24 protein-coding genes are annotated in these 24,354 nt (G+C 73.3%); 12 read left to right on the top strand and 12 right to left on the bottom strand.

The annotated features are described in order from the left end of the window. Nucleotides 1–177 precede the first annotated feature (177 nt). The 3 genes from WMF12_RS33285 to WMF12_RS33275 are packed head-to-tail and all read left to right on the top strand — an operon-like array spanning nt 178 to nt 2,046. Complete coding sequence (locus tag WMF12_RS33285) at nt 178–555, top strand: hypothetical protein (protein ID WP_437851897.1); 378 nt, start codon at nt 178–180, stop codon at nt 553–555. Continuing rightward, on the top strand, nt 548–1,339 hold the full coding sequence (locus tag WMF12_RS33280) for a Smr/MutS family protein (protein ID WP_437851895.1): 792 nt from the start codon (nt 548–550) through the stop codon (nt 1,337–1,339). Before WMF12_RS33285 ends, WMF12_RS33280 begins: the two co-directional genes overlap by 8 nt. Further along, a complete protein-coding gene (locus WMF12_RS33275) occupies nt 1,336–2,046 on the top strand; it encodes a hypothetical protein (RefSeq protein ID WP_437851893.1) in 711 nt (236 codons plus the stop codon). Before WMF12_RS33280 ends, WMF12_RS33275 begins: the two co-directional genes overlap by 4 nt. A 22-nt stretch (nt 2,047–2,068) precedes the next feature. On the opposite strand, the gene WMF12_RS33270 is transcribed toward WMF12_RS33275, so the two are convergent. After that, nucleotides 2,069–2,905 (bottom strand): hypothetical protein, encoded by an 837-nt coding sequence (locus WMF12_RS33270; protein WP_437851892.1) that lies wholly within the window; start codon nt 2,903–2,905, stop codon nt 2,069–2,071. Nucleotides 2,906–2,930: 25 nt separating this feature from the next. Then, nucleotides 2,931–3,947: an isocitrate/isopropylmalate dehydrogenase family protein gene (locus WMF12_RS33265; protein WP_437851890.1), complete on the bottom strand. Its 1,017-nt coding sequence runs from the start codon at nt 3,945–3,947 to the stop codon at nt 2,931–2,933. A gap of 302 nt (nt 3,948–4,249) precedes the next feature. Between WMF12_RS33265 and WMF12_RS33260 the strand changes: the two genes are divergently transcribed. Next, the gene (locus tag WMF12_RS33260; protein WP_437851888.1) at nt 4,250–5,131 is read left to right on the top strand and encodes an OmpA family protein; all 882 of its coding nucleotides are present in this window, start codon (nt 4,250–4,252) and stop codon (nt 5,129–5,131) included. Between the two features lie 79 nt (nt 5,132–5,210). Here the strand turns inward: WMF12_RS33260 and WMF12_RS33255 are convergent, their stop codons facing one another. Then, the gene (locus WMF12_RS33255) at nt 5,211–6,047 is read right to left on the bottom strand and encodes an AraC family transcriptional regulator (RefSeq protein ID WP_437851886.1); all 837 of its coding nucleotides are present in this window, start codon (nt 6,045–6,047) and stop codon (nt 5,211–5,213) included. A gap of 76 nt (nt 6,048–6,123) precedes the next feature. On the opposite strand from WMF12_RS33255, the gene WMF12_RS33250 reads away from it, so the two are divergent. Continuing rightward, nucleotides 6,124–6,906 (top strand): class I SAM-dependent methyltransferase, encoded by a 783-nt coding sequence (locus tag WMF12_RS33250; RefSeq protein ID WP_437851882.1) that lies wholly within the window; start codon nt 6,124–6,126, stop codon nt 6,904–6,906. A 50-nt stretch (nt 6,907–6,956) separates the two neighbouring features. Here WMF12_RS33250 and WMF12_RS33245 read toward each other — a convergent pair whose 3' ends face one another. Both WMF12_RS33245 and WMF12_RS33240 read right to left on the bottom strand, forming a co-directional pair. Continuing rightward, nucleotides 6,957–8,417 (bottom strand): hypothetical protein, encoded by a 1,461-nt coding sequence (locus WMF12_RS33245; RefSeq protein ID WP_437851881.1) that lies wholly within the window; start codon nt 8,415–8,417, stop codon nt 6,957–6,959. A gap of 604 nt (nt 8,418–9,021) precedes the next feature. Beyond that, entirely contained in the window at nt 9,022–11,574 is a 2,553-nt protein-coding gene (locus tag WMF12_RS33240) for an alpha/beta fold hydrolase (RefSeq protein WP_437851879.1), read from the bottom strand. A gap of 233 nt (nt 11,575–11,807) precedes the next feature. On the opposite strand from WMF12_RS33240, the gene WMF12_RS33235 reads away from it, so the two are divergent. Further along, the gene (locus tag WMF12_RS33235) at nt 11,808–12,140 is read left to right on the top strand and encodes a transcriptional regulator (RefSeq protein ID WP_437324296.1); all 333 of its coding nucleotides are present in this window, start codon (nt 11,808–11,810) and stop codon (nt 12,138–12,140) included. A 22-nt stretch (nt 12,141–12,162) separates the two neighbouring features. Here WMF12_RS33235 and WMF12_RS33230 read toward each other — a convergent pair whose 3' ends face one another. Further along, nucleotides 12,163–13,152 (bottom strand): hypothetical protein, encoded by a 990-nt coding sequence (locus WMF12_RS33230; protein WP_437851877.1) that lies wholly within the window; start codon nt 13,150–13,152, stop codon nt 12,163–12,165. A 334-nt stretch (nt 13,153–13,486) separates the two neighbouring features. Here WMF12_RS33230 and WMF12_RS33225 point away from each other — a divergent pair, with 334 nt between their 5' ends. From WMF12_RS33225 to WMF12_RS33215, 3 genes are all read left to right on the top strand, one after another. Next, nucleotides 13,487–14,098 (top strand): hypothetical protein, encoded by a 612-nt coding sequence (locus tag WMF12_RS33225; RefSeq protein ID WP_437851875.1) that lies wholly within the window; start codon nt 13,487–13,489, stop codon nt 14,096–14,098. Between the two features lie 4 nt (nt 14,099–14,102). Beyond that, nucleotides 14,103–14,234: a hypothetical protein gene (locus tag WMF12_RS33220; protein ID WP_437851873.1), complete on the top strand. Its 132-nt coding sequence runs from the start codon at nt 14,103–14,105 to the stop codon at nt 14,232–14,234. Nucleotides 14,235–14,414: 180 nt separating this feature from the next. Then, nucleotides 14,415–15,848, top strand: coding sequence for a cytochrome P450 (locus tag WMF12_RS33215; RefSeq protein WP_437851870.1), 1,434 nt, complete (start codon nt 14,415–14,417; stop codon nt 15,846–15,848). Nucleotides 15,849–15,902: 54 nt separating this feature from the next. Here WMF12_RS33215 and WMF12_RS33210 read toward each other — a convergent pair whose 3' ends face one another. The 6 genes from WMF12_RS33210 to WMF12_RS33185 all read right to left on the bottom strand — a co-directional run bounded on the left by WMF12_RS33210 (nt 15,903) and on the right by WMF12_RS33185 (nt 21,263). Further along, nucleotides 15,903–17,234, bottom strand: a complete 1,332-nt coding sequence (locus tag WMF12_RS33210) for a cytochrome P450 (protein WP_437851868.1) — start codon at nt 17,232–17,234, stop codon at nt 15,903–15,905. Nucleotides 17,235–17,358: 124 nt separating this feature from the next. Continuing rightward, a complete protein-coding gene (locus WMF12_RS33205; RefSeq protein WP_437851866.1) occupies nt 17,359–17,673 on the bottom strand; it encodes a Nif11-like leader peptide family RiPP precursor in 315 nt (104 codons plus the stop codon). 462 nt (nt 17,674–18,135) lie between these two features. Next, nucleotides 18,136–19,635, bottom strand: a complete 1,500-nt coding sequence (locus tag WMF12_RS33200; RefSeq protein ID WP_437851864.1) for a phytase — start codon at nt 19,633–19,635, stop codon at nt 18,136–18,138. Nucleotides 19,636–19,860: 225 nt separating this feature from the next. After that, complete coding sequence (locus WMF12_RS33195; RefSeq protein WP_437851862.1) at nt 19,861–20,415, bottom strand: SRPBCC family protein; 555 nt, start codon at nt 20,413–20,415, stop codon at nt 19,861–19,863. Continuing rightward, the gene (locus WMF12_RS33190) at nt 20,412–20,762 is read right to left on the bottom strand and encodes an ArsR/SmtB family transcription factor (RefSeq protein ID WP_437851860.1); all 351 of its coding nucleotides are present in this window, start codon (nt 20,760–20,762) and stop codon (nt 20,412–20,414) included. The genes WMF12_RS33195 and WMF12_RS33190 overlap by 4 nt, the downstream gene beginning before the upstream one ends. Nucleotides 20,763–20,783: 21 nt before the next feature. Next, the gene (locus tag WMF12_RS33185; RefSeq protein ID WP_437851858.1) at nt 20,784–21,263 is read right to left on the bottom strand and encodes a VOC family protein; all 480 of its coding nucleotides are present in this window, start codon (nt 21,261–21,263) and stop codon (nt 20,784–20,786) included. A 161-nt stretch (nt 21,264–21,424) separates the two neighbouring features. Here WMF12_RS33185 and WMF12_RS33180 point away from each other — a divergent pair, with 161 nt between their 5' ends. From WMF12_RS33180 to WMF12_RS33170, 3 genes are all read left to right on the top strand, one after another. Next, nucleotides 21,425–21,745 (top strand): hypothetical protein, encoded by a 321-nt coding sequence (locus WMF12_RS33180; protein ID WP_437851856.1) that lies wholly within the window; start codon nt 21,425–21,427, stop codon nt 21,743–21,745. Nucleotides 21,746–21,975: 230 nt separating this feature from the next. Further along, nucleotides 21,976–23,307 (top strand): aminotransferase family protein, encoded by a 1,332-nt coding sequence (locus tag WMF12_RS33175; protein ID WP_012239035.1) that lies wholly within the window; start codon nt 21,976–21,978, stop codon nt 23,305–23,307. A 108-nt stretch (nt 23,308–23,415) separates the two neighbouring features. After that, a complete protein-coding gene (locus tag WMF12_RS33170) occupies nt 23,416–24,243 on the top strand; it encodes a Uma2 family endonuclease (protein WP_437851854.1) in 828 nt (275 codons plus the stop codon). Nucleotides 24,244–24,354: the final 111 nt, after the last annotated feature.

The raw sequence follows: 24,354 nt of genomic DNA, 5'->3' as shown, positions 1-24,354 counted from the left end.
GGCGCGCCCTCGCCTGCGCGCCTGACGAGCCGTTCGGGGTGCCGGCGGAGGCCCCGCTCCCCCTCGCCGCAGCCCGGGCTGCCACGCGCGGGAGGCGGCTGAGCTCCGCGCGCGCGGCCGGACGCGCCGCGACGGGGGCGCGCGGCGCGCCCGGCCCGATGGCGTATGCTGCGCCCGATGCGCTCTCACGACGCGGGCCGCGAAGGCGCCCCGCCCGCCGCCCCGTCGCCCGCCGAGCTCTTCCATCGCATCTTCGCGCTGCTCGCCGACATGGAGGGAGCGCAGAGGGCCAAGGTCATCGACCTCGCGCGGCGCCTCATCCCCACGCTCACGGCCGAGGACATCCGCAACCCGCACGACTTCCCCGGCCTCGACGACCCCGACTGGCACTTCGAGGACGGGCAGCTCGCCGGCATCGAAGCCGTCCGGTTTGCACTCCGCGGCCTCGCGAGCGATGTTCTGGGGGATGGCGAAGGGCGCGAAGCGCGAGAGAGACACGAGAACGACGGCCAGCCCGGAGCGAGCCGCGAAGGCGGCGGCGCGCAAGGTGAATGAGGCGTTCTATCAGCCGTTCTCCACGCTCCGGCAGCTGAACAAGGCCAAGCCGGCGCCCGAGGCGAAGCCCAAGGCGACGGCGGCCTCGCCCGAGGCGAAGCCCAAGGCGACGGCGGCCTCGACCGAGGCGAAGCCCAAGGCGACGGCGGCCTCGCCCGAGGCGAAGCCCAAGGCGAGATCGCCCGCGCCCCCGGGCGCAGGCGCGGCGCCGCGGGCAGGCGCCGAGCCGGCGCCGCGGCCCGTCGACCCCGAGACCTTCGCCATCTACATGGCCGGCGTCCGCGTGCTCGAGGATCGCGCGACCCGGATCCCGGTCACCGCCAGCCGCGTCGAGCGGGCCGCGCTCCCGACGATCGCGTTCGACCCGGACGAGGACGCGCGCTCGCGCATGCGCTCGCTCGTCATCGAGGGGATCAAGTTCGAGACCACGGACGACAGCGAGCGCATCGAGGGCCGGCGCCTCGACGTCGATCCGCGTGAGCTCAGGCGGCTCCGCCGCGCCCGCTACGCCGTCGACGGCACCCTCGATCTGCACGGCCTGAGGCTCGAGGCGGCGCGCGAGGCCGTCGAGGCGTTCGTGTGCAAGCGCCAGCGCGACGGCGACCGCGTCGTCGCCATCGTCCACGGCAAGGGCAACCACTCGCCCGGCGGCCACGCCGTGCTCCGCGGCGAGATCGCCGCCTGGCTGAGCAACGGCCGCGTCGCCCGCCACGTCGCCGCCTTCGCGACGGCCCCGGACGCGGAGGGCGGCGCAGGCGCGTTGCTCGTGCTGCTCACGCGATGAGGCCGGAGCCGCGCGCCGAGCCCGAAGGAGCGCCGGGGCACGGGCCGCAGCCGAAGGCGCGCGCGCCGCGCCGCGCCCTCGCGCCGGCCGCCGCGCTGCTCGCCCTGGTACCCGCGTGCGCGCCGGCCCCGGCCGCGCCGCCCGAGCCGCCGAGGCCCGCGACGCCCGCGCAGGCGGCGTCGACGCTCGGCGACGGCGAGCTCGGCGAATACCGCTCGGATCGCTTCGATCTCCGGCTCCCCCTGCCCGACGCGCGCGGCTTCCGCGTCGAGGACGGCGAGGGCCCCTGGCTCGTCGCGACCCACGCCGCGTCGTCGACGTCGCTGCTCGTGCGCACCTGGCGCGAGGACGGCCGCGCGAGCCGCGCGGCGTGCGAGGCGCGCGCGCGGCTCTGGCGCGACCTGCCGCGCCCCGGCGAGGGCCTCACCGCCGCCGAGCGCCGGATCGACGTGCCGGAGGGGTTCGACACGGTCGTGGCGATCGGCGTCGCCGACTCCCCGCCGGGAGCGCCGATCGACGGCTTCGCGGTCGCCTTCGGCGGCTCCGGCCGGCGCTGCTTCGCCTTCGTCGCGGAGACGCGCGCCGCGGGGCCCTCGGCGGAGCAGCTCGTGGCGGAGCGGCTCGCCGCGGTGGTCGAGATCTCGCTCGGCGGCCTCCGCCTCCTGCGCGAGATCGCGCCCGCCGTGCCGCGCGAGCCGCCGCCGTGAGCCGCCGCCGTGAGCCGCCGGCTCAGCGGTAGACGCCGCTCCGCGCGCGGGACTCGAGCGCCGCGGCGAGCTCCTCCTCGCCGATCGACCAGGCCTCGGCCGACAGCGCGCGCGCCTCGACGGGCTGGAGCGCCTCCACCGCGTGCGGCGCGAGGCGCAGCCGCGACAGCGACAGGAGGCGCTCGAGCGCCTCGGACGCCACGCCGCCCTGGAGCTCCTGCCGCCACGCGCGATCGATCGCCTCGATCCGCGCGGGGCTCTTCCACGCGTCGGCGATCACCACGCGGCCGAGCCGCGCGTCGATGGCGTCGATCCCCGTGGGCAGCGCGACGATCGCCTGCTGCGCCGCGCGCGCCGGGTCGCCGAGGCCCAGCGAGAGCAGCGCGCGGGCCGCTTCGAGCAGCCGCGCCTCGTCGGGCCGGAGCGCGGCCCGATCGACCGACGGGAGCCGCTCCAGCGCGGCCGCGTAGCGCTCCCGGCGCGCGGCGTCGATCACCGCCGCCAGCGCGCGCAGGACCCTCGCCGTCGGGGGCGAGAACCACGGATCCGCGCCGGCGCGCGGGCGCTGCGCTGGGTCCTCGAGGTCGAGCGCGGCGGCGCGCCACAGCGACGCGCGCGCGTCGAGGACGGCGCGCGTCGCCTTCACCGCGAGCGCGAAGAACAGGGCGGCCGGGAGCAGGCCCTTCACGCCCCAGATCTCGCTGAGGAAGTAGCTCGCCGCGACGAGCGACGAGAGCGCGAGGAAGAGCCGCAGCCGCCGCCGGCGCCTCGCGTCGTCGCCCGCGGCGCCGGCAGCCCCGTCCGTCGCGCCGACGAGCTCGGCGCACCACTCGAGCAGCCACGTGAAGGCGGATCCCACGTCTGCGGGATCAGGATGCCCTCCGCTAGGCCTCCGCGCGAGGCCTTTCGATCTCGGCGCAGAGCGCCCGGGCGAAGTCGCTCGTGCTCGCGGCGCCGCCGAGGTCGCGCGTGCGCACCTCGCCGGCCCGGTAGAGCGTCGTCAGCGCCCGCTCGATCCGATCGCCCGCGTCGTGCTCGCCGAGGTGCCGCAGCATCATCACGGCGCTCTGCACGAGAGCCGTCGGGTTCGCGTAGCCCTTGCCCGCGATGTCCGGCGCCGACCCGTGCACCGCCTCGAAGACCGCCGCGTCGTCGCCGATGTTCGCGCCGGGCACGATCCCGAGCCCGCCGACCAGGCCGGCCCCGAGGTCCGAGAGGATGTCGCCGTAGAGGTTCTCCGTCACGATCACGCCGAGCCGGTTCGGATCGCGGACCATCGTCATGGCCGCCGCGTCGACGATCATCTCGCCGAGCTGGATCTCGGGGTGCCCCACGGCCACCCGCCGCGCGCAGTCGAGCGCGAGGCCGTCGGAGATCTTCATGATGTTCGCCTTGTGGACGATCGTCACCTTGCTCCGGCCGTGCTTCTTCGCGTACCGGAACGCGAACTCCGCGATGCGCGTCGAGCCCCGCTCGGTCGTGAGCTTGATGCTCTGGGCCACGCCGGGCAGGATCATGAGCTCGAGCCCGGCGTAGAGCCCCTCGGTGTTCTCGCGCACGATGACCATGTCGACGTCGAACCGCGGGTCGACGCCGGGCAGGCTGCGGATCGGCCGCACGTTCGCGTAGAGGTCGAGCGTCTGCCGGAGCGTGACGTTGACCGAGCGGAACCCGCCCCCGATCGGCGTCGTCACCGGGCCTTTCAGGGCGATCCGGTTCTTCCGCACGGCGTCGAGCACGGGGAGGGGGAGCGGCGAGCCCGTCAGCTTCGCGACCTCGATGCCCGCGTGATGGATCTCCCAGTCGACCGCGACGCCGGCGGCGGAGACCACATCCTGAGTCGCCGTCACCACCTCCGGGCCGATGCCGTCGCCCGGGATCAGCGTGATGCGATAGGCCATGGGCCGTCCCATTAGCAGGTGCGCAGGCGGGAACAATGGACAAGCGCACCTGTGTTGCGATGGCGCATACACGCGCCGCGTCAGCGCGCCGCGCCTGGCGGACGCGGTGACGGGGTGCGGCGACGGAGAGAGGCGCGCGAGGCGGCGGGTCGGGCGGCTCGATACGGCCTTTTACAATCGCGCGCGACCTCGGTAGGGTACGCCTCCGCACGGCCTGACAGGCCGCTGTCACCTGGAACCGGGCGAGGGCCGAGCGTTCGGCCCCAGCTCATGTTCACCAACTAGAGTGAAGGAGCGTGCTCATGCACCCTCGTGTCTTGAAAGGCCGCAGAACCGCTTTCGCGGCCTTCCTGCCTGCCGTGATCGCGTCGTCCTCGCTGGGGTGCGGCTACTCCGAGGAGGAGTGGAAGGCCCAGCTCGACAAGTACAACCGCCTTCAGAGCCAGCACCAGACCACGGAGGGCCGCCTCGCCCAGACGCAGCAGGAGCTCGAGGCGGCCCAGGCGAGGGTCGCGGAGCTGACGAAGCAGCTCGAGGCGGCCGGCGTCGACATCGGCAAGCTGAACGAGAACCTCCAGGCGACGAGCACGCAGGTGTCGCAGCTGAGCTCGACGCTGGAGGAGCGCGAGAAGGCGCTCGCCGAGTTCAAGGCCCGCGCCCGCCAGCTGGAGGCGATCAAGGCGCGGTTCGAGACGCTCAAGAAGAAGCTGGACGAGCTCACGAAGCTCGGCCTGGCGGTGAACATCCGGAACAACCGGATGGTCATCTCGCTGCCGGGCGACGTCCTCTTCGACTCCGGGCGCGAGACGCTGAAGAAGGAGGGCAAGGAGATCCTCCTCAAGGTGGCGACGGTCGTCAAGAACGACAAGTCGCTGCTCCAGCGCGACTACCAGGTCGCCGGCCACACGGACAACAAGCCGCTCGCGGGCGGCCAGTTCCGCGACAACTGGGGCCTGTCGCTGATGCGCGCCCGCGAGGTGCTCGTGTTCCTCGTCAGCCCGGCCGACGTCAAGGGCGGCGGGGGCGCGCTCCCCGTCGCGAACTGGAGCGCGGCGGGCTTCGCGGACACCGATCCGGTCGCGACCAACGACACCGACGAGGGCCGGCAGAAGAACCGCCGCTGCGACCTCATCGTGGTCCCGAGCGTCGAAGAGATGCTCGATCTCCGGGCGATCACGCAGTAACCCGGGATCTCGCGGCGCGCGCCGCGGGGGGCCGCCCGCACGCGGCGCGCTCTTCGAGGGTCGCGTCCGCGCCGTCAGGTCAGCTCTTGTGTCCACCGCCCGGCGATGGCCGGGCGGTCCTGCGAAACTCGCTCGGCGTCTGGCCGGTGACGGCGCGGAACGCGGCGGCGAACGCGCCGAGGCTCTGAAAGCCGACGTCCAGCGCGACCTGCGTGACGCTGGCGCTCGGGCTGGAGAGCAGGTCGATCGCCCGGAGCACGCGCGCGCGCGTGACGAAGCCGCGCCACGTGACGCCGGTCTCCTCGCGGAACCGCCGCCGCAGCGTGCGCTCGGTCGCCCCTGCGAACGCCGCGGCCCGCGGGAGATCGGCGCTGGAGACGTCGCGCAGCGCGCACTCGATCGCGCGCTGCACCGGCCGCGTCTTGCCGCGGGGCAGCCGGTACGTGGCGCCGCGATCGAGGAGCGGGCCGATGATGTCCGCCATCGCCGCGAAGAACGTGTTGGCCGCGGCGTCGTCCGGACGCCGCGCGACCGGCCAGCGGCGCGCGTAGATCACCATCTCGCGCAGGAGCGCGGGGATCTCGAAGATCCTCACCGCCGCGAGGGGGGAAGGGAACGCGGCGGGCTCGAAATAGATCGAGACGATGGACGCGTCGCCGCAGGTGGTGGCGTGCCGCTCGCCCGCGGGGATGAGCGCGGCGAGCTGCGGGGGGAGCAGGAAGGACGCGTCCTCGACCTCGAGGCGCGCCGTGCCGGCCAGAGGACAGAGCAGCTGGTGCCGCGCGTGGGTGTGCCAGCCGTACACGGCTCCCGGCAGCTCGTCTTCGTAGGAGAACGCGCGCGCGCCGGCATGATCGAGCCCGAGCCGCGCGAGGTGCTCGGTGGTCTCCGTCGGGGTCAGGACGCGGGCTTGCAAGGCGTGGCCTCTCGGCGGTGATCTTTGTCCGATCGCCGGCAGCCGTAAAGCCGGAGCGCGTCCATCTTCGAGCGCCATGAAGCAAGCGACTCCCGCGGCGCACGATGCGTTGATACAGGAACAGTTCACCCGCCAGGCCAGGCCGTTCGCCGAGGTCCGGGCCCACTCGGCGGAATCCGCCATGGGGCAGCTGCTCGACGCGCTCGCCCCGGCGCCGAGCGACGCGGCCCTCGACGTGGCCTGCGGGCCGGGGATCGTCGCCTGCGCGCTGGCCCAGCGCGTGGCGAGCGTGCGGGGGCTCGACATCGTCCCGGCGATGCTGGACGAGGCGCGGAAGAGGCAGGCGAGCCTCGGCCTCTCCAACGTCACCTGGGAGCTCGGCGACGCGAGCCGGCTGTCCTATCCGGACGAGAGCTATCGCCTGGTCACGACGCGCTACAGCTTCCATCACCTGCTGGAGCCGCTCGTGACGCTGCGCGAGATGGCCCGCGTGTGCCAGAGGAGCGGGCGAGTCGCCGTGATCGACGTGGCGCCGGCCGAGGACAAGCGGGCAGCGTACGACGCCGCCGAGAAGATCCGCGATCCGTCGCACGCGAGCGCGCTCACCGAGCGCGAGCTCGGCGCCCTGTTCGAGGCGGCGGGGCTGGAGATCGAGACGACGACGCGGTACCGGCTCGAGGTGGAGCTCGAGGCCGCGCTCCGGGCCTCCTTCCCGGAGCCCGGCGGAGCGGACCGGCTCCGGGCCCTCTACCGCGCCGACGTCGGCGTCGACGCGCTCGGCGTGGGCGCAGAGCTCCGGGGGGACGAGGTCCACTTCGCCTATCCGATCGTCATCCTGGTGGGCCGGAAGCGCGGCTGAGCCGAGAGGCACCTTCTGCCCGGCGAATCGAGGCGCCAGGACTCCGCAGCTCAGGGGAGCGCCGCGGCCGGGCAGGAGGGATCGGTCGTCGCATCGACGTCGTCCACGTGCAAGGCCTCGTCGTCGAGCGGCGCATCGCAGGTGCCGCTGGCTCTTATCTTGAAAGAGATCGGCTGGGGCATGCCCGCCGTGCGCGGATCCAGGCAGATCGTCTGTTGCGTCCAGCGCTCGCTGGCAGCCAGGGCGCCTCCTGGCATCGAGGAGGCGGTCGCCGCGAGGAGGTGGCTCGTGCGGTACCAGAACTTCAGCGCCGGACCGGCCGTCCCCTGAGGCTCGGGGACGGTGAACACGGTGGAGGCCGAGGGCTCGCGGCACGGCTTCCGCACGGACAGCGAGAGCGAGACGTCGCCGGCGTGCGCGGCCGCAGCGTCGACCGCGAGCCTGGCGCTGCCGCGCGCGGGGTCCTCCGCGTTGAGGACCCATGTCGGCGAGAGGCCCGCGTCGGCGCCGTCGTTCTCGAAGCCGGGGTCGAAGAGCGGCGCGTCCCCGGGGCAGCGATCGTCAGAGACGATGGCGAGGTCATCCACCGTGAAATCCCGCTTGTTCTCCTCCATGCACGGCTGGCTGTGCCGGTTCCGGAAGGCGAACGCGAGGCGGTGCGCCATGCCGAGCGCCCACCGGGGCAAGCAGGCATGCGAGACCTGCGCCTCGCCCGTGCCCGTCAGGGCCGTCAGCCGGTGCGTGCTCAGCATCACGTCGACGATCGCCCCCGGGCTGCCACGGCTCCAGATGCGGAGCGCCGGGCTCGGCAGCGCGGCGGACGGCAAGGGCGCCGAGAGCGTGCCCTCGAGCGAGGGGACCTGGCAGAACAGCGTGGTGGCGAGATGTCCGCCCTTGCCGCCGCCCTGGCCCAGGCCGCGCTCGATCTCGGAGACGCCGCCCTCGGGGGTCGCCTTCCAGCCGGCGGCGCCTGCTTCGAAGTCGCCGTTCAGCACCTGGCCAGGCGGCGGGCACTCGTTCATTTCATCAGGCTGAAGGGCGACGTCATCGAACGTCAGCGTGAAGTCCTGTCCGGTGTCCTCATCGCACAGGGGAGAACGCCGGGCGGGCGCGAGGAGCAGCTCGATCGGCCTGCCGTAGGCGCGCTCTCCCAGGCACACGCGTTGCGGGGCAAAGGACGAAGAGGGCATGAGATCGAGATCGGTGATCCCTCCGTCGATCCGGACCCCGACCCCCGGCGGGCCGAGGCAATCCATCGCGAGCTCGCAGCCGACGCGCGCGGCGAACGTGAGGAGGAGCGGTCCGGCGCACGCGAGGTCCGGCATCGAGAGGCGCTGATAGAAGCCGGCCATCTGGCACACCGCGTCTCTCCCGATGATGCCGGCCCCGGGGTTGCCGTTGCCCTCGACCTCGGGGGAGACGAGCGCTGCCCCCGTGGTGCCCCACGTATCCGAGCGCTGGAATGAGGGGTCCTCCGGGCCTCCCCGCCAGTCGCAGTCGCCGTCGACCATCGGGTCATCATCGGCGCTGGTACACTCCGAAATACATACGCTGTCTGCGCAGCGGAGCCCGTCGTCGCACTGGCCCAGAGGCCCACAGGGACAGCCTTCCTCACCAGGAGGGCAGTCGGCGCCCCCGCCCGCGCTCTCGGCGCTGCCGTCGCCTCCCGCCCCGCCTGCGCCCGCCGCGCCTGCCGTTGCGCCGGCAGAGCCCTGCTCCGTCCCGGAGCAAGCGCTCGCGAATGCGCCAAGCACGGCAGCGACATAGCAGGTCAGCGGGCGCGACCATCCCATCATCAATTCAAGCTAGCGGGGGAATCACGGGATCGCAAGGTAGACAGGATGTTTCCCTTTTCCTGGAGAGACATCGAGATAAGGAGAACTCTCAAGTCGTATCGGGCGAAGCCGGAGACGCGGACGTCCGCACGCTGAACTCGAGCTCATCCGCTCATCGTAGCGCGGGCAAACATCGGTTGAGGAAGCGGAGCGAGCGCGAGCGTCCGAGAGGCGGGCGCGCGTCCGGCGGCTCGTCGTGCGAGCCCACGAGTGTCCACGAGAGCTCCGCGGCGCGAGCCGGGCGACGACGCACCGCGTGCTTGGCCGCGCGCCGAGCGCGTCAGCCGCCGGAGGCGGCGCCGAGCGCCGCGGAGGGCACGAGGCTCGAGACGGGGTTCCCCCCGGCATCCGCGCCAAGGAAGGCCCGCAGCTCGGCGAGCAGCGGACCTGACTCGCCGACGAAGGGGAGGTGATCGTCGCCCGGCAGCTCGACGTGGCGCGCGCCGCGGATGCGGCCGGCGAGGTCGCGCCCGGCCGCCGCCGGGACGGCCCGATCGCCGGCCCGGTGCAGCACGAGCGTCGGGGCGCTCACCCGGCCCAGCGCGGACCGGACGTCGGCCGCCGCGTGTGCCCGGAGCATGCGCGCCGCCCCGCCAGGGCTCGCGCCGTGGCGCAGGTACGCGGCCCAGAAGCGCCGGAACGCGCCGTCATCCGCCGCGGACGGGGCCAGGCGATCGAGGAAGAGCGGCTCGCCCCAGCCGCTCCGCAGCGCGCGCTCGGCCTCCTCGGCGTCCTCGCCGGCGAGCCCGAAGAGGCACCCCGGCCAGGCAGACATCTGCGCCGCGCTCCCGAGCGCGATCAGGGCGCGCACCCGCGCCGGGTGCGCCGCCGCGAGCAGCGCGCACGGCGCGAACCCGGCGCCGACGCCGAGGAGCGCGGCGCGCGCCACGCCGGCCGCGTCCAGCACCGCCAGCAGATCCTCCGCCTGCTGCTCGGCGGGAGCGCCCGCGCCCTCGCGCTCGCTCATCCCGGTGCCGCGCTGGTCGAGCACGATGAGCCGCGCCCACGCGCCGAGCTCGGCGAAGAACCGGGAGATGAGCGCGCCCTCCCACGCGGCCTCCACGTGCGTCACCCACCCCTGGACCAGCACCAGATCGATCGGCCCGCCGCCCGCGGTCCTGTAGGCCAGGCTCGCGTCGGCGCTCGTGGCGAAGCGGGTCTCCGCGGCGTGCAGCCGCGCGGGCGCCCGCGCGGAGGAGACCACCCCCTCCCGCGCGGCCTCGAGCCCGCGCCGCATCGCCTCGGCGACCTGCGCGTACGCGCCCGCCCACGCCCGCGCGGTGACGGGCGACCACGCGTCCCCTTCGAGCTCCTCGAGCGCCTCGAGCAGCGCGCGGCCCACGGCGTCGAAATGCTCGGGCAACGCAGCGTACGCCGCGTGGCGGCGACCGAGCGCCTCGAGCATCTCGACCAGCTTGTCCGGCGCGCGCAGGTTGTCGACGACGAGCTGCAGCGCCGCGGCGAGCTTGAGCCGCTGCTCGCGCATGTCCGGCGGGAACAGCGCCCGGAGCGCCGGCTCGCGGGCGAAGAGCCGCTCGTAGAAGCGCGTCACGAGCGCCTCGGCGCGCGGGGCGAGGCGCTCGAACGAGGCGCGCACGACGTCCGCGCCCGCGTCCTGCGCGCTCGCGGGGGGCGACGCGGGGCGGACGATCTGGAACGCCCGGCAGAGCGCCTCGGTCTCCTCGAGCGCGGCCTGCACCTCCTCGGCCGACGCGAAGCGCGCCTCCGGCTCGCGCAGGACGCAGCGATCGATGACGGCCGCGAGCATCTCCGGGACGTCGGGGCAGATCGAGCGCAGCGGCGGGAGCGCCCGCGCCGTCACCCAGCTGGCGATCGCGTGCACGTCGAGCCCCGCGTGAGGCAGCCGGCCCGCGCACAGCTCGTAGAAGACCAGCCCGAGCGCGTAGACGTCGGAGCGGGGCGTGCCGGCGGTGCCCGCCCAGAGCTCCGGCGCGAGGTAGAGCGGCGTGCCCATCATCATGCCGCCGTCGGTGAGGCTCGCGGTCCCGAGCGCGGAGGCCGCGTCGAGCGCCACCGGGATCGCGGTCGTCAGGGCGGACATGTCCGCGAGCGCCCACGGCGCGGGCGCGACGGCGGAGTTCGGCGCGGCGCGATGGCCCGCGTCGAGGGCGGGGGCGCCGGGCCGGTCGGCGAGCTTGGCGAGGCCGAAGTCGAGCAGCTTCACCTCGCCGCTCGCGTCGAGCATCACGTTCGCCGGCTTGATGTCGCGGTGGAGGACGCCCCGCCGGTGCGCCGCGGCGAGCCCGCGCGCGAGGCCGAGCGCGAGGCGCAGCGCGGCGGGCCACGGGATCGGCTTCGGGAGCAGCTCGAGCGGCTCGCCCTCGACGAACTCGTAGGCGATGTACGGCCGCCCGCGGACCTCGCCGATCCGGTAGACGGCGACGACGTTGGGGTGCTGGAGGCGCGCGATCGCGCGGGCCTCGACGCGCAGCCGCTCGATGGTCCTGGGATCCGGGCTGTCCGCCGCGACGAACTTGAGCGCGACGGGCCGGTCGAGGACCTCGTCGTGGGCGAGGTACACCTGCCCCATGCCCCCGCGCCCGAGCGGCCGCACCACGCGGTAGTCGTCGAAGGCCAAGGGCGGCGCCCACGAGAGCGGGGGCGACGGCGGCGGCTCGCTCGCGCCGAAGCGCTGGCGCGTCGCGTTGAGGAAGAGCGGCGCCCCGAGGTCGCTCTCGCTCGGGCGCGTCGAGAGCCGCGCGCGGCAGACGTCGCAGCCGGCCACGTGCCCGCGGATGCTCGCCGCGTCGTCGTGCGGGAAGTTGCCCGCGAGCCAGGTGGCCAGGGCGTCGTCGGACGGGCACGGGATCATGCGCTGCTGTTCTCCGGAGCGGCATTCTCCGTGCGCGCTGTGGGCAGCGCAATGGCCGCGCGGTCGGTGCCGCGCTGCGCTGCTCCGCCGTCGTGAGAGGCAGCACCTGTGCGCCTGTCCTGGCCGTGCGGTGCTGGAGCGCGGCGCGAGCCCAGCGCGCGAGCGCGCTCGCGCGAGCCGCGAGCGATCGGCGCTGGACCGGCGCCGCCGCGGTGTCACGCTCGCGGAGAGCGATGAGCGACCCGAAGCCACCGCCGAGCCCAGCGCCCCGGTCGGAGACGGTGCGGCAGGCGCTCCTGGAGGAGCTCCGCAGGGGAGCGGCGACCGCGTGGGAGCTCTCCACCCGCCTCGGGATGCGGGAGCGCGACGTGGCGCCGCACCTCGAGCACCTCGCGCGCTCGCTGCGCGCGCGCGGCGAGCGGCTCTCGGTCGCGCCGGCGCGCTGCCTGCGCTGCGGCTACGCGTTCGACGAGCGGCGGTCGCTCGCGAAGCCGAGCCGCTGCCCGGCGTGCCGGGGGGAGCGCATCGAGGCGCCGCGGTTCCGGATCGACGCGGGCGAAGGGTGAGGCTCCCGGGCGGCGGCGCTCCTCACAGGGCCGGTCGATCGGGCGGCTCCGGGCGCCCGCGCCGCGCGGCGCGGGCCTCCACCTCGCCGAGCAGCCGCGGGCCCGCGCGCTCGCCCGCGCCCGCGAAGAAGGCGCGGGCCTGGGTGAGGTCGCCGTGCGCCGCGTAGAGCTCGACGAGCTCTCGCTCCGCGGCCTCGTCGATCGTCGCCTCCAGCGAGCCGGCGCGCGCGGGGCCGAGCTGCACGATGGCGCGCAGCGCCCTCATGGCCCCCTCGGTGGCGCTTCGGCCGCCGAGGCCCCGCAGGCTCCACGACTTCACGTAGAGCGCGCGCTTGCGGAGCGGCGCCCCCGCGGCGCCGCGGAGCGCGCCGTCGCAGGCGATCACCGCCTCGTCGAGGCGCCCCGCGGCGAACGCCAGGTCGGCCAGCGCGAGGTAGGCCTCGGCCGCCTCGCCGGACGCCGGGTGCTCGAGGGCGAGCTGACGCAGCCGCGCCTCGGCGCCGCGCGCGTCCCCGCCGTCCTGGAGCGCCCGCGCGAGCGCGAGGAGCGCTCGCGGCCGCTGCTCCGCTGCGCGCAGCGCCGGCGCGTCGACGAGCGCGGCGTAGGCCGCCGCGACGCCCGCCCGCAGCCGCGCGGCCTCTGCTTCGAGCGCCGCCCGCCGCGCCGCGCCGCGCCCGCCGGCCGCGCCCGCCTCCGCGGCCTGGTCGAGCACGAAGAGCTGCACGCCGATCACGCGGTAGCGCCCCGCGAGCGACTCCGCCTCATGGAAGATCGGCTCTGCCGCCGCGCTCGCGCCGGGGTCCGCGCCGCTGCGCGCGGCGGGCGCCGGCGCCCCCGCGCTCGCGCCGGGGTCTGCGCCGCCGCGCGCGGCGAGCGCCGGCGCTCCCTGCGCGGCGCACCCCGCCGAGGCGAGGGTGAGCGCCATGAACGCGGCGACCCGCCGCGCCGCGGCTCTGCGCCGCTCCGTGAGACAGCTGGCGGTCTTCGCTGCGCGCTCCACAACCCGTGACACTTCTTCTCCTCGTGACTCGCCGCCGGCAGAGAGGGCGAAACGCCGCGCGCTTCGTGCCGAACGGCGCGGGAAGATAACCGCGGGCGCCCCAGGGACCAGGGCAATCCACGGCGGACGCGCCGATTCTCTCCCTGAACCACGCGGAGAACAGCGCCTTTCGAGCGCCTTGCGCGGCGGCGCACACGCGGCGCGCGGGGCGGAGCGACGCGCCGCAGAGCACGCACCTCCAGCACGCTCCGCCTCGGCCCATGCATTGCGTCTCGGCCTTCATCGCTCCGCGCCCGGACCGGCGCTTCACACCGGGCGGGGGCGTGTCCGGATGGAGAGTCACGACATGGCGACAAAAGTGAACTGCCTCCCGTTCACGATCCCCACGATGCCGCGCCTCGGGCTCGCCGACCTGGAGGCGCGCTTCCGACGCCTCTCGCTCCTCATGTACGACACGAAGGTTCCGATCGCGACGCTCGAGAAGGAGGTCTATCCCTACCTTGCCCGTGGCATCGAGTTCGTCAATCCATGGCGGCGCGTGCGCGGGATCGAGACGTACCAGGTCGGCCTCTCTGGATCTCGCGTCGGCGGCCGTTTCGACCTCGACGTCTCTCAGCTGAGCGTCCGGCTCTCCGAGCCGCGTGACGCGGGCCGCGCCCTGGTCGACAGCACCTTGTACCTGCGGCTGTTCCCGCGCTGCGCGTACCCCGTGCGGGTGATCCTGACTTACGATTTCTGCATGATCGACGGCGGCGAGAGCTTCGAGATCACGCGCCACGAGGAGATGTGGCGCATCGGGGACATTCTTCGGAGCGCTCCGCTGCTGGGCCGCTCCTACGATGTCTTCCGTTCCTGCTCGGGTTACCTCTTCACCGGCGCGCTGCTCCTGTCCCGCGCGGTCGCTGTCCGTCCGCCTGGCGCCGAGGCCGCGCGGGGCGAGCCGGAGCCGTCACGCTGACGCCGTGCGCGCGGCCGCGCAGCCGTGGGGTCGCCACGAAGCCGAGCGCCGCTCCGTGGCGATCCGTGAGCGAGAGGGCGGGCAGCAGCGCGAGCTGCTGCTCGACGAGGCCGTCGTCGAGGTGGCGCAGCGGTGAGCGCCGCTCGCCTGAGCGCGGGCCGGCGATCTCTCGGAATCGACGGAACCGACGAGACCGACGAGACCGACGAGACCGAGGGAACCGAACGCCGGTCCGCGTGTCGGAATGTCCCTGGCGCCCTGGTCTTCTCCGGCCGGGGACACCCCGACAACCCTCGTTCCCTCACGGAGCAGCTCGATGGGAAATCTGCCGCCCGGGCCGAAGTCGCTCAGCCTCGTGGATACCATTCGCGCAGGATTCATTTCCTCCGAGCCCGTCTTCAGGCGCTACGCCGCCGAGTACGGCCCCACGTTTCGCCTGAGGTCGCCGAACGGGATACTGACCATCACGGGCGATCCGGAGGCGATCCGCGCGGTCTACACGGCCGACCCCGACGAGTTCGATGTCTGGGGTGTCCAGCTGACCGAGCCGGTCTTCGGGACTTCGTCGGTGGTCGTGACGGCGGGCGCGCGGCACCGGCGCGATCGGCGGCTGCTCGCCCCGCCGTTCAGCGCCGGCGCGATGCGGGGTTATGGCGGCGCGATCGCGGAGATCAGCCTGGACGTGGCGTCGCGGTGGCGGCCGGGCCGCTCGTTCTCGATGCTCGCGGCGACCCAGGCGATCGCGCTCGACGTGATCGTCCGCGTGGTCTTCGGCGTGAGGGGCGAGGCGCGCGTCGGCAGGACCCGCGAGGCCGTGCTCGGGCTCATCGAGTCGCTGAGCCCGAGCTTCATGATCATCCCTGCGCTCCGCCGCGACTTCGCCGGCTTCGGCCCCTACGCGCGCCACAAGCGCGCGGCCAGGGCGCTCGACGCGCTGCTCTTCGAGGAGATCCGGGCAAGGCGCGCGGAGGGGGACGCTTCTCAGGACATCCTGGGCCTGATGATGAGCGCCCGCCACGACGACGGCGCGGGCATGAGTGAGGTCGAGATCGCGGACCAGCTCCGAGCGCTCCTGTTCGCTGGCCACGAGACGACGGCCATGTCGCTCGGGTGGGCGATGTACTGGCTGCACCGCGAGCCGGCCGTGCTCGCGCGCCTCCTCGACGAGCTCGACGCGCTCGGTCCCGCGCCCGAGGCGGACGCGCTCGCGTCGCTGCCGTACCTGGAGGCGGTGTGCCTGGAGGCGCTCCGCCTCCACCCGCCGGTGGTGGACGTGGCCCGCGTCGTGAAGAGGCCGTTCCAGCTCAAGGGCTATACCATCCCGGCCGGCGAGGCGATCGCCGCCTCGCCGCTGCTCCTGCACGCCCGCGAGGATCTCTACCCGTCGCCTGAGCGATTCCGCCCTTCGCGGTTCCTCGATCGGAAATTCACACCCTTCGAGTTCATCGCCTTTGGCGGCGGCGCCCGCCGGTGCCTGGGCGCGGCGTTCGCGATGTACGAGATGAAGGTCGTCCTCGGCACGATCCTCGGGAGATACCGGCTCCGGCTCGAGAGCCAGGCGCCCATTCACCACGTGCGCCGCGGGCTCACCATGGGGCCGAGCGGGGATGTGGCGATGATCCTGGAAGGGGAGCGCGAGCGAGCGAGGGCGGAAGGCCGTCCGGCTGCGGTCCAGGGCAGCCCGGCGGAGCCGGCGCTCCGGCCCGCCGCGCCGCAGCCGGCAGGGCGGTGTCCCATGGGCTTCTCCTGAGCGTTGCTCACCGGGTCTCCTTGCGCGCGGCCGGCTGGCGGCGCGCTCTGGCCTTCATCCCGTCAGCTCGTGCTCGCGGGGGCGCCGATCCGGCCTCCGGCGGCGCTCCACGACGAGCGGCAGCCCATCCCGCGGCACGAGCGCCCGCCGGCCGCCTGCGCCCGCTTCGTACCCTGCGGGCAGGTCGAAGCGGAACTCCCGCACCAGCGCCGCCAGCATGAGCTTCATTTGCAGCACGGCGGTCCGCTCGCCGATGCACTTGCGCATCCCGAGCCCGAAGGGAAGGAACGCCGAAGGCGGGCGCTCCTCGTGCCATGGCGAGCCCGGCTCGAAACGCTCCGGGAGGAACGTCTCCGGGCGCTTCCAGTACCGCGGTAGCCGCTGCATGACATACGGGCTCACGAGCACCTCGTCTCCCGCGCTCACCGCGTGTGGCCCATGGCGGAACTCCCTCCGCGCCTCGCGCGCCAGCACCCATACGGGCGGGTGCAGCCGCAAGGTCTCCTGCACCACCGTCGACAGGATCGAGGCGCGCTCCACCTCCGCTCCCTGCCCGCCAATCCCCTGCGCGCCGATCGCGTCGAGCTCCTCCTCGAGGCGCCTCCGCACCTCCGGGCGCTGCGCGAGCTCGTAGAGCGCCCATGCCGACGCCGCGGCCGTCGGCACGTGCGTCACCAGCATCATCACGACCTCGTCGATCATGGCTTGTTCATCCATCTGGCCGGCGTCCACCGCGCGCAGGAGCGGATCCAGCAGATCGGTTGTCCCACGGTTCCCGGCCGCCTTGCGGTGCTCTGCCGCCGCCAGGATGGACGCCGCGAGCGCATCCCTCGCCTGGCCATAGGCCATCTCGTCGTCTGCGGCGTGCCCGAGCCACGCTTCCACCCGGGGCAGCTCGGTCGCGATGCGCTCCACGACCTGCTCTCCCGACTCCCCGAGCAGCAGCATCGACGCGCTCCGCAGGGCGACGTCCTCGAGCACCGGCAGCACCGCGCGCGCCTCGCCCGTGCGCAGCCGCGCGAGCGCCTCGCGCACCACGCGCGCGGCGCCCTCGGCGCGCGCGAGGAGCGCCTCCCGATGAAACGCCGGTGCGAGCGCCCTCCGGCGTTCCAGGTGTTCACCCCCCTCGAGGCGGGCGACGCTCCGCGGATAGGCGTCCTGCATCCGGTGCGGCGGCGTCTTGTCCGTGAAGCCCTCCCGATCCGCGAATATCCTGTGGATCGCGGCCGGATCCGCGACGGCAAAGCACTTCTTCAGCCCCAGCCGGAACTGGAAGAAATCGCCGTGCGCCAGCGTGCCGTCGAGCAGGAAGGCGAGGGGATCCGCACGGAACTCCGGCCAGGAGCCGTGCAAAGGGTGCCCTTTCGGACCGGGGGATCGGATCATGGCCAGTTCTCCTGGGAGCGCAGAGCCGTCGTTTGCATACGAGGTCGTGGCGGTGAGGACGGCGCCTCCGTCCGCGGCTGCGGCGGAGGTCGCCGTCCGGATCGCGCGGGTGCGCGCGTGTTGTTCAGGAAGGCAGCAGAGCGCCGGCGCCCGAAGGCGCGCGAAGGCTCAGGTACACGGCCGCATGGCTCAGGTCCGAGGGCGCGCGGAGGCTCAGGTAGACCACGGGATACCCGAAGTCATAGGCCGAGGCGAAAGGCTCCGCGCGCACGTGCTCCTCGTAAGCCCTCGCGAGCTCCTGCGCGGTGCACGAGCAGCCCGCCTCGGCGGCGAGCGCGAGGATGCACGTCATGTCCCCGTCGGCCTCCGCCATCTTCTCCGCGAGGCGCTCGTCCGCCTCGACCCGCGCCAGAAACGCGCGCGCTTCGCCTCTCTTCACGTCTCCTGCCCTCGTCCCCTGGTCCATGCTCGAAATACCGGTCGTAGCGAGTTGTCCGTTCATGTGCGCAAACCTCCTTCGGGGCCCATCGAGGCCACGGGATCGCGGCGTGCCGCACGGTCCGTCGTGTCCCGCCGCCTCGCTCCACCGCCAGAGCAGGTCTCGCGCCAGCGCCGAAAGCCCACGAAATGGTCGGCGATGGCGGGCACCACGGGGCCGGTTGCGCGCGCCGCTGCGCGGGTTGCGCGAGGGCTCGCGCAACTCGCGCAGCCGCTTCGCCCAGGACCGCCCCTCTGGTCCGCGGTACTGCCGGCGCTCGCTCACCGGAAACGAGAGGCGGTGCCGAAAGCCGAGAAGGAAAAGATGGTCGCGCCAGCTCGACCAGCCGGGTGCGTGAGCCGAGCGCCAGGACGCTGAGCCGGCGCCGCGGAGCTCGCGGCGCCGGGGGCCGAGCGGGGCGCGTCAGTCGTCGTGCGGGTCGCGGGGATCGAACTCGTCCTCCTCGACGTCGAGATCCAGCTCGTCCGCGATGTCCTCCCAGCCGAGGAGCTTGAACTGCGTCGAGCCGTCGTACTCGAAGCCGTTGATCGGATCCTCCGAGCCGGGCCCGCCCGCCTGCCCGTTCTGAACGACGAAGAGGCCGTACGGGAAGTCGCCGCCCGCTGGCACGTTCACGACGTCGTGACCATCGGTCTCCCCCGTCCCCTCGACCTGGAAAGCGGCGATATGGTCCGTCGGGTCTTCCCGATCGTACACGTGAAACGTATCGTCTCCCTGGCTCGATACGAGCAGATATCCCTCCTCGTCCTCGCCGTAATAGATCGCCAGCCCCTCGACGTCCTGCTCCAGATGCAGGCCTCCTGCCGAGGGGTTGCCGGGCGCCGCGATCGTCCCGGTGACAGGCGTCGCCGGCGCCGAGCCCTCGCAGGCGTATTCGCCGTCGTCGGGGACAGCCCACCACGGTTCCCCGAACGAGCGGGCCTTCTCGATCAGCCGGCTCGCGGGCACGGTGACGGTCGCGGGCAGCGCGTCGTTGAGCGGCACGCGCCAGACGCCGACCACCTCCTGGGCGGCGAAGAGGACGCCCTCTTGCTGATCGACGACCAGCCCCTCGAACTGCGGATCGTTCTCGGGCTCCTCGCGGCAGGGCGTCCACTGGAGCGACGGGCTCCCGGCGCCCGCTCCGGGGACGGTGAAGACCGGGTTGAACCGGAGCTCGCGCACCCTGGTGTAGGAGACCTCGCCGTTCCCGGCGGCGTACAGCTCGAGCTCGGCGATGGCGCTTCGATTGCGCTGCGTGACGAAGGCGCGGTATCCGTCGCCGTCCTCGAGCCGGTGGAGCGCGAGCCCATAGGCGGTGTTCTGGTCATCCAGGTCGTTGTCCTGGATCCCGGACGGCTCGCCGATCGGCTGGAGCGAGGACGGCTGAACGAACTGGCTCGGGAAGACGCGCGGCGCGTCGGGCGCGGTGATGTCGATGAGGGGCCCGCTCGAGCTCTGCGGCTTGATGGCATAAATCCGGAGGCGGTCGCAGCCCCGGTCGGTCACCGCGGCGATGTCGACCGTCTCTCGCGAGCCGTTCGCCTTGATCAGCTCGAAGCCGTACTGCACATCGACGTTGTTGAAGCGGCTGTAGGTCTCGCCCGACTCGCTCTCTGGACACGCGCTCGTCCCGCTCTCGGGCCTCGTGCCGGGCACAGGCGGGTCCTCTGCCGTGACGGCCGGCCGGTGCGGGGGGAGGATCGTCTGCACGACGTTTCCTTCGAGGTCGTAGACCTGGAGCCCGGCGTCCTTCAGTACGCCGATGACCAGGCCCTCGCCGGAGGCGCTGGCGTTCACCCAGATCGCCGGGTCGTCCGCGTCCGGCGTGCGAGGCGCGTCGTCATAGCTGTGCAGCGCCGCCGTCTCGACCCGCGCTCCGATCACCGGCGACCCGGAGGTCGCGTGACCCACTGCATTCACGTTCTCGTTCAGGTGCTGCGAGCACCCGAGAGTCAGGGACAGCGCCAAGACGGGTGATACGAGCAATCGAGCGGCTCTCATCGAGGATGGACTCCTTTCGGGCAGCCACGAGCGTGGTGGCTGTCGGCCGCACGGCTGTTACCGTGCGCACGACGAGCTCGCGCCACGGCTGCGTGAACTTTGGGTGCGCCTCCCGTGAACGGGCCGGCGTCGCCCCGACGTGGGCTATCCCCTGTCCGCGCGCTTCTGCGCCGTGCGCCGAATGATCGGCCCAAGGACCTGCGCGAGCACCCACCACAGGCCGCGCTCCTCGTGGCATCCGCGCCGCGCGTCCGTGGGCGAGCCTGCCCCGGAGCGCGCGAGCCGGTCGAGCACCGCGGGGAGTGTCCGGCCGTAGAGGGTGCGGTTGCCGGCGCCGAGGAGGAACGACACGAGGATCGCAGGCAGGCCCTCGAAGCCGGTGTGCTCCACGACGAGGCGCGTACCGCGGCCGCCGAGGACGAGCGCGTCCTCGAGCCGGAACGCCACGACCGTGTCGATCGGGCCTCCCCGCCACGACCATCGCATCGTCGTGGGCGGGTCGAGCTCCAGCACCTCACAGCGCACGATGCCATCGAAGCCGGGGGCCGGATCGGTCCGGAGCTTGAAGCGGTGGCCGAGCTCGGGGCGAAAGTCGTTCTGCATCAGCCACTCGGCGATGAGCGCCGGGTCGGTGAGGGCGCGCCAGACGAGCTCGGGCGGGTGAGGGTATTCGCGGGTGATGCGCAGGTCGCGTCTCATGATCTGCCTCCTCTGCGGGCGATGTCCGCCTCGCGATCGAGCAGCGCGCCGAGCGCGTTGAGCTTCTCCGCCCAGAATCGCTCGTAATGAGCGGCCCAGTCGTAGACCGCGCGCAGCGGCGCGGCCTCCACGTGGTAGAGCCGCGAGCGCCCCTCCCGGCGGGGCGCGACGAGCCCGGCATCCCGCAGCACCTTGAGGTGCTGCGAGATCGCGGACTGGGTCACGTCGAACATCGCGCACAGCTCGGTGACCGAGCGCTCCCCGCCGGCCAGCGCGTCGAGGATCGCGCGCCGCGTGGGGTCCGCGATCGCGCGGAACGTCTCGTCCGGGGAGCGCGCGCTCGTCATCTCACGTCACCTCGCGCCACCTCACGTCGCCGCGGGGAAGTGCTTCTGGGCGCCGGCGTCCAGCTCCTGCTGCGTGGCCGCCTTCTTCCGCGTCGCGAGCGACCAGCGGTGGCCGAACGGGTCGGTCACGATGCCGTAGCGGTCGCCCCAGAACATGTCCGCGAGCGGCATCTCGACGTTGGCGCCCGCCTCGACCGCGCGCTTCCACGTCGCGTCGACGTCGGGCAGATCGAGGTGGATCGTCACCGCGGTGCCGCCGAGCGACTTCGGCGTGCGGCTCACCCCGCCGCGCATTTCCGGGAAATCGTCGCTGAGCATCACGAGGCCGCCGTTCACCAGGAGGGCCGCGTGGATGAGCTTCTTGCCGTCCGGTGTCGGCTGTTCGGCCACCACCGTCGCGCCGAACGCGCGCTGGTAGAAGTCGATGGCCGCGCGGGCGTCGTGGACCGTCAGGTAGGGCGAAACGGGGGGAGGAGCGGGGGGCTCGTGGCTCGTGGTCATGCGCCGTAACATATTAGTAAACTCTAATATGTCAAGCAGCCTGCATGGCGGCGAGCTCGCCCGCTCTCGGCCCGGGATCCCGACCGGAGAGGCCGGGGCGGCTTGTTATCCGGGCGCGTGGTTCCAGGTTGTTCTCCCAGAACCACTCTACGAGGGGAGCCATGCTGCAAAAGCCCATCGAAGGTGCGTGTTTCCTGTGCGAGGCCAGGGCGGCACGCTGGAACGATCCGGCGGCCGCCGGGGATCCTGCTGAGGCAGGCCACGAAAAGGAGGGCCTCGCGCGGCGGCTCGACGAGCTGAGGAGCGGGCGGTGCACCCCCGAGGAGCTCCGGTCCCACCTCCTGCAGATGTGCGCGATGTGCCAGGAGGTGCTGATGGATGTGGGCGAGGGCGCAACGAAGGAGGTGGTCATCTCCCGGCTGGAGTACCGCGTCGCGCGCCTGCGGGACGTGGCGCGCGCCGTGGGCGGGGCCGCGGGCTGAAGCCGCGGCGCTTCCGCGGGCGCCGTACGCAAGGACGGATCACGACCGTCCTTGGTGACAAGATCGCGAACGCACTCGAGCGGTCCGGACATCGCGGCGGCGACCGCGATGCGGCGTACGGAATCGCGGGCGCGGCGCGCGGGAGCGGGCGAGCGGCGCCGGGGAATTCGCGTGCGAGGAGGTCTGATCACCCTCTACGCTGAGCGCCTCCTCGAACCGCGAAGGTTGCCATGAGCGATGACATCGTCGAGCTGACCACGAAGCACACGTACGGCACCTGGCGCGCCCAGCGCGGCTGGAAGCCGATCCATGTCACCCGCGCGGAGGGCTGCGCGTTCTGGGACGCGTCCGGCAAGCGCTACCTGGACCTGTCCTCGCAGCTCATCTGCTCGAACCTCGGCCACCAGAACGAGGCCGTGATCGAGGCCATCTGCGCGCAGGCGAGGCAGCTCGCCTACATCAGCCCGGCGCACACGTGCGAGGTGCGGGCCAGGGTGGCGCAGAAGCTGCTGGAGGTGATGCCGAAGGGGCTCGACAAGTTCTTCTTCGCGACGTCGGGCACGGAGGCGAACGAGGCGGCGTTCAAGATGGCCCGGCTCTACACGGGCAAGCACAAGATCATCGCGCGCTACACGTCGTACCACGGGTCCACCGCGGGCTCGGTCGCGGCGACCGGCGACTTTCGCCGCTGGTTCATCGAGCCGGCCGGCAAGATCCCGGGCGTGGTGTTCGGCCCGGAGGTGAACTGCTACCGCTGCCCGCTCGGCCGGAGCCACCCCGAGTGCGGCGTCGCGTGCGCCGACTACCTGGCTTACATGATCGATCACGAGGAGAACGTCGCGGCGGTGATCGTCGAGCCGGTCGTGGGCACGAACGGCGTCCTCATCCCGCCGGCCGACTACCTGCCGAAGATCGCCGAGGTCGCGCGGAAGCGCGGCGTGCTCCTCATCGCGGACGAGGTGATGAGCGGCTGGGGCAGGACCGGAAAGTGGTTTGCGGTCGATCACTGGGGCGTGGTGCCGGACATCCTGACGACGGCGAAGGGCGTGACGAACGCGGCCGCGCCGCTCGGGGTCGTCGCGACCTCCCGCGCGATCGCGGACTACTTCGACGACAACATGTTCGCGCACGGCCACACCTACGAGGCCCACCCCCTCACGCTGGCCCCGGTGATCGCCGCGATCGACGAGTATCGCCGGCTGGACCTCCTCGACCGCGCGACGAAGATGGGAGACGTGGTGGGCGCGAAGCTCCGCGCCCTCAAGGAGAAGCACCCCTCGATCGGCGACGTGCGCGGGATCGGCCTGTTCTGGGCGGTGGAGCTCGTGAAGGACCGCGCGACCAAGGAGCCGTTCAACGTGCCGCAGGACAAGGCGGCTCGGCGGCCCCTGGTGGTCGACGCGGTGGTCGCCGAGGCGGCGAAGCGCGGGGTGTCCCTCATGGGGTGGGTGAGCCACCTGCTCGTGGCGCCGCCGCTCATCATCAGCGAGGCGGAGATCGACGAGGGGATCGCGGCGCTCGACGCGGCGCTCGACGTGGCGGATCAGCGGCTCTCGGGCTGAGGACCTCGGGCGCGAGGCGGCCCTTCACGGGCCGCCGGAAGAGCACGTCTGTGGCTGCCGCGAGGCGCGCCCGGCAGGGGGGCGCGGCGACGTGCTAGGATCGTGGGCATGACTGCACGCACGAACGGCCTGCCGACCCGTCCGCCCCGGAACACGGGGCCGATCGAGCTGCGCGATTTCGGCCCGACCGGCCGCCGTCTGGGCACGCCCGACGATTGTTACGACGGCAGCCCGTGGGAGCTGCACCGCGGGGAGCTGATCGAGCAGATGGGGAGCAAGGAGTTCCATGGCATCGTGATGGCGCTCCTCGCCGCCCTCTTCCGCACGCACGCGCGCGAGGGCTTCACGGTGATGACCGACGTGTACTGCGATCTCAGCGACCCGGCAGGGCCGTCGCTGCGGGCGCCGGACGTGGTGGTGGTGGGCGATCTCTCGTCGCCGCGGAACGACGCCTACCGCGGCACGCCGGTGCTGGCCGTGGAGATCCGGGGCACGCAGTCGAGGCGCTACCTCGAGGAGAAGGTGAAGCTCTACCTGGAGCACGAGTGGCCGTGGGTGTGGATCGCGCACGCGGAGCGGCGGGAGCTCGAGGTCGTGCGGCCGGGGACGGCGTCGATCACCTACCGTCCGGGCGCGGAGGTGCCCCTCCTGCCGGAGCTGGGCAAGCACGGCCTCGGCGCCGTGCCGGTCGCGGCGCTGTTCGAGGAGCGCGACGCGGCGCGGTTCACGGACGAGTGGGTCGAGGCGCGCACCCAGGCGCGCACCCAGGCGCGCGCGATCCTCGCGGTGCTCTCGGCGCGGGGGCTCGCGGTGCCGGAGGCGGTGCAGGCGCGGGTGCTCGCGTGCGACGAGCCTGCAGCGCTGGAGCGATGGCTCGTCAGCGCGGCGACGGCGGCGAGCGGGGCGGTGTTCGCGGCGGCCGTGGATCGAGGGTGAGCCGGCGGCTGTCCGCCGCTCGGTAGGGGCGGCGGCCGAGGGCCGCGCCCTTCGGGGAGCGCTCCTCGGCGCGGAGCCAGTCCGTCACCGCGACGGCGGCGCCGACCCCGC

It is taken from the genome of Sorangium sp. So ce363 (assembly GCF_051520435.1).
Taxonomy (GTDB): Bacteria; Myxococcota_A; Polyangia; order Polyangiales; family Polyangiaceae; genus Sorangium; species Sorangium cellulosum_B.
Note: the sequence above shows the minus strand (reverse complement) of the source record. Positions and strands in the feature narration are given on the sequence as shown.

What these genes read in the sequence shown, in the direction of transcription:
- WMF12_RS33170 (WP_437851854.1), top strand. Translation starts at nt 23,416, where the DNA reads ATGACTGCACGCACGAACGGCCTGCCGACCCGTCCGCCCCGGAACACG.
- WMF12_RS33215 (WP_437851870.1), top strand. Translation starts at nt 14,415, where the DNA reads ATGGGAAATCTGCCGCCCGGGCCGAAGTCGCTCAGCCTCGTGGATACC.
- WMF12_RS33245 (WP_437851881.1), bottom strand. Translation starts at nt 8,417, where the DNA reads ATGGTCGACGGCGACTGCGACTGGCGGGGAGGCCCGGAGGACCCCTCA.
- WMF12_RS33240 (WP_437851879.1), bottom strand. Translation starts at nt 11,574, where the DNA reads ATGATCCCGTGCCCGTCCGACGACGCCCTGGCCACCTGGCTCGCGGGC.
- WMF12_RS33180 (WP_437851856.1), top strand. Translation starts at nt 21,425, where the DNA reads ATGCTGCAAAAGCCCATCGAAGGTGCGTGTTTCCTGTGCGAGGCCAGG.
- WMF12_RS33250 (WP_437851882.1), top strand. Translation starts at nt 6,124, where the DNA reads ATGAAGCAAGCGACTCCCGCGGCGCACGATGCGTTGATACAGGAACAG.
- WMF12_RS33225 (WP_437851875.1), top strand. Translation starts at nt 13,487, where the DNA reads ATGGCGACAAAAGTGAACTGCCTCCCGTTCACGATCCCCACGATGCCG.
- WMF12_RS33235 (WP_437324296.1), top strand. Translation starts at nt 11,808, where the DNA reads ATGAGCGACCCGAAGCCACCGCCGAGCCCAGCGCCCCGGTCGGAGACG.
- WMF12_RS33265 (WP_437851890.1), bottom strand. Translation starts at nt 3,947, where the DNA reads ATGGCCTATCGCATCACGCTGATCCCGGGCGACGGCATCGGCCCGGAG.
- WMF12_RS33190 (WP_437851860.1), bottom strand. Translation starts at nt 20,762, where the DNA reads ATGACGAGCGCGCGCTCCCCGGACGAGACGTTCCGCGCGATCGCGGAC.
- WMF12_RS33185 (WP_437851858.1), bottom strand. Translation starts at nt 21,263, where the DNA reads ATGACCACGAGCCACGAGCCCCCCGCTCCTCCCCCCGTTTCGCCCTAC.
- WMF12_RS33210 (WP_437851868.1), bottom strand. Translation starts at nt 17,234, where the DNA reads ATGATCCGATCCCCCGGTCCGAAAGGGCACCCTTTGCACGGCTCCTGG.
- WMF12_RS33260 (WP_437851888.1), top strand. Translation starts at nt 4,250, where the DNA reads ATGCACCCTCGTGTCTTGAAAGGCCGCAGAACCGCTTTCGCGGCCTTC.
- WMF12_RS33175 (WP_012239035.1), top strand. Translation starts at nt 21,976, where the DNA reads ATGAGCGATGACATCGTCGAGCTGACCACGAAGCACACGTACGGCACC.
- WMF12_RS33285 (WP_437851897.1), top strand. Translation starts at nt 178, where the DNA reads ATGCGCTCTCACGACGCGGGCCGCGAAGGCGCCCCGCCCGCCGCCCCG.
- WMF12_RS33195 (WP_437851862.1), bottom strand. Translation starts at nt 20,415, where the DNA reads ATGAGACGCGACCTGCGCATCACCCGCGAATACCCTCACCCGCCCGAG.
- WMF12_RS33275 (WP_437851893.1), top strand. Translation starts at nt 1,336, where the DNA reads ATGAGGCCGGAGCCGCGCGCCGAGCCCGAAGGAGCGCCGGGGCACGGG.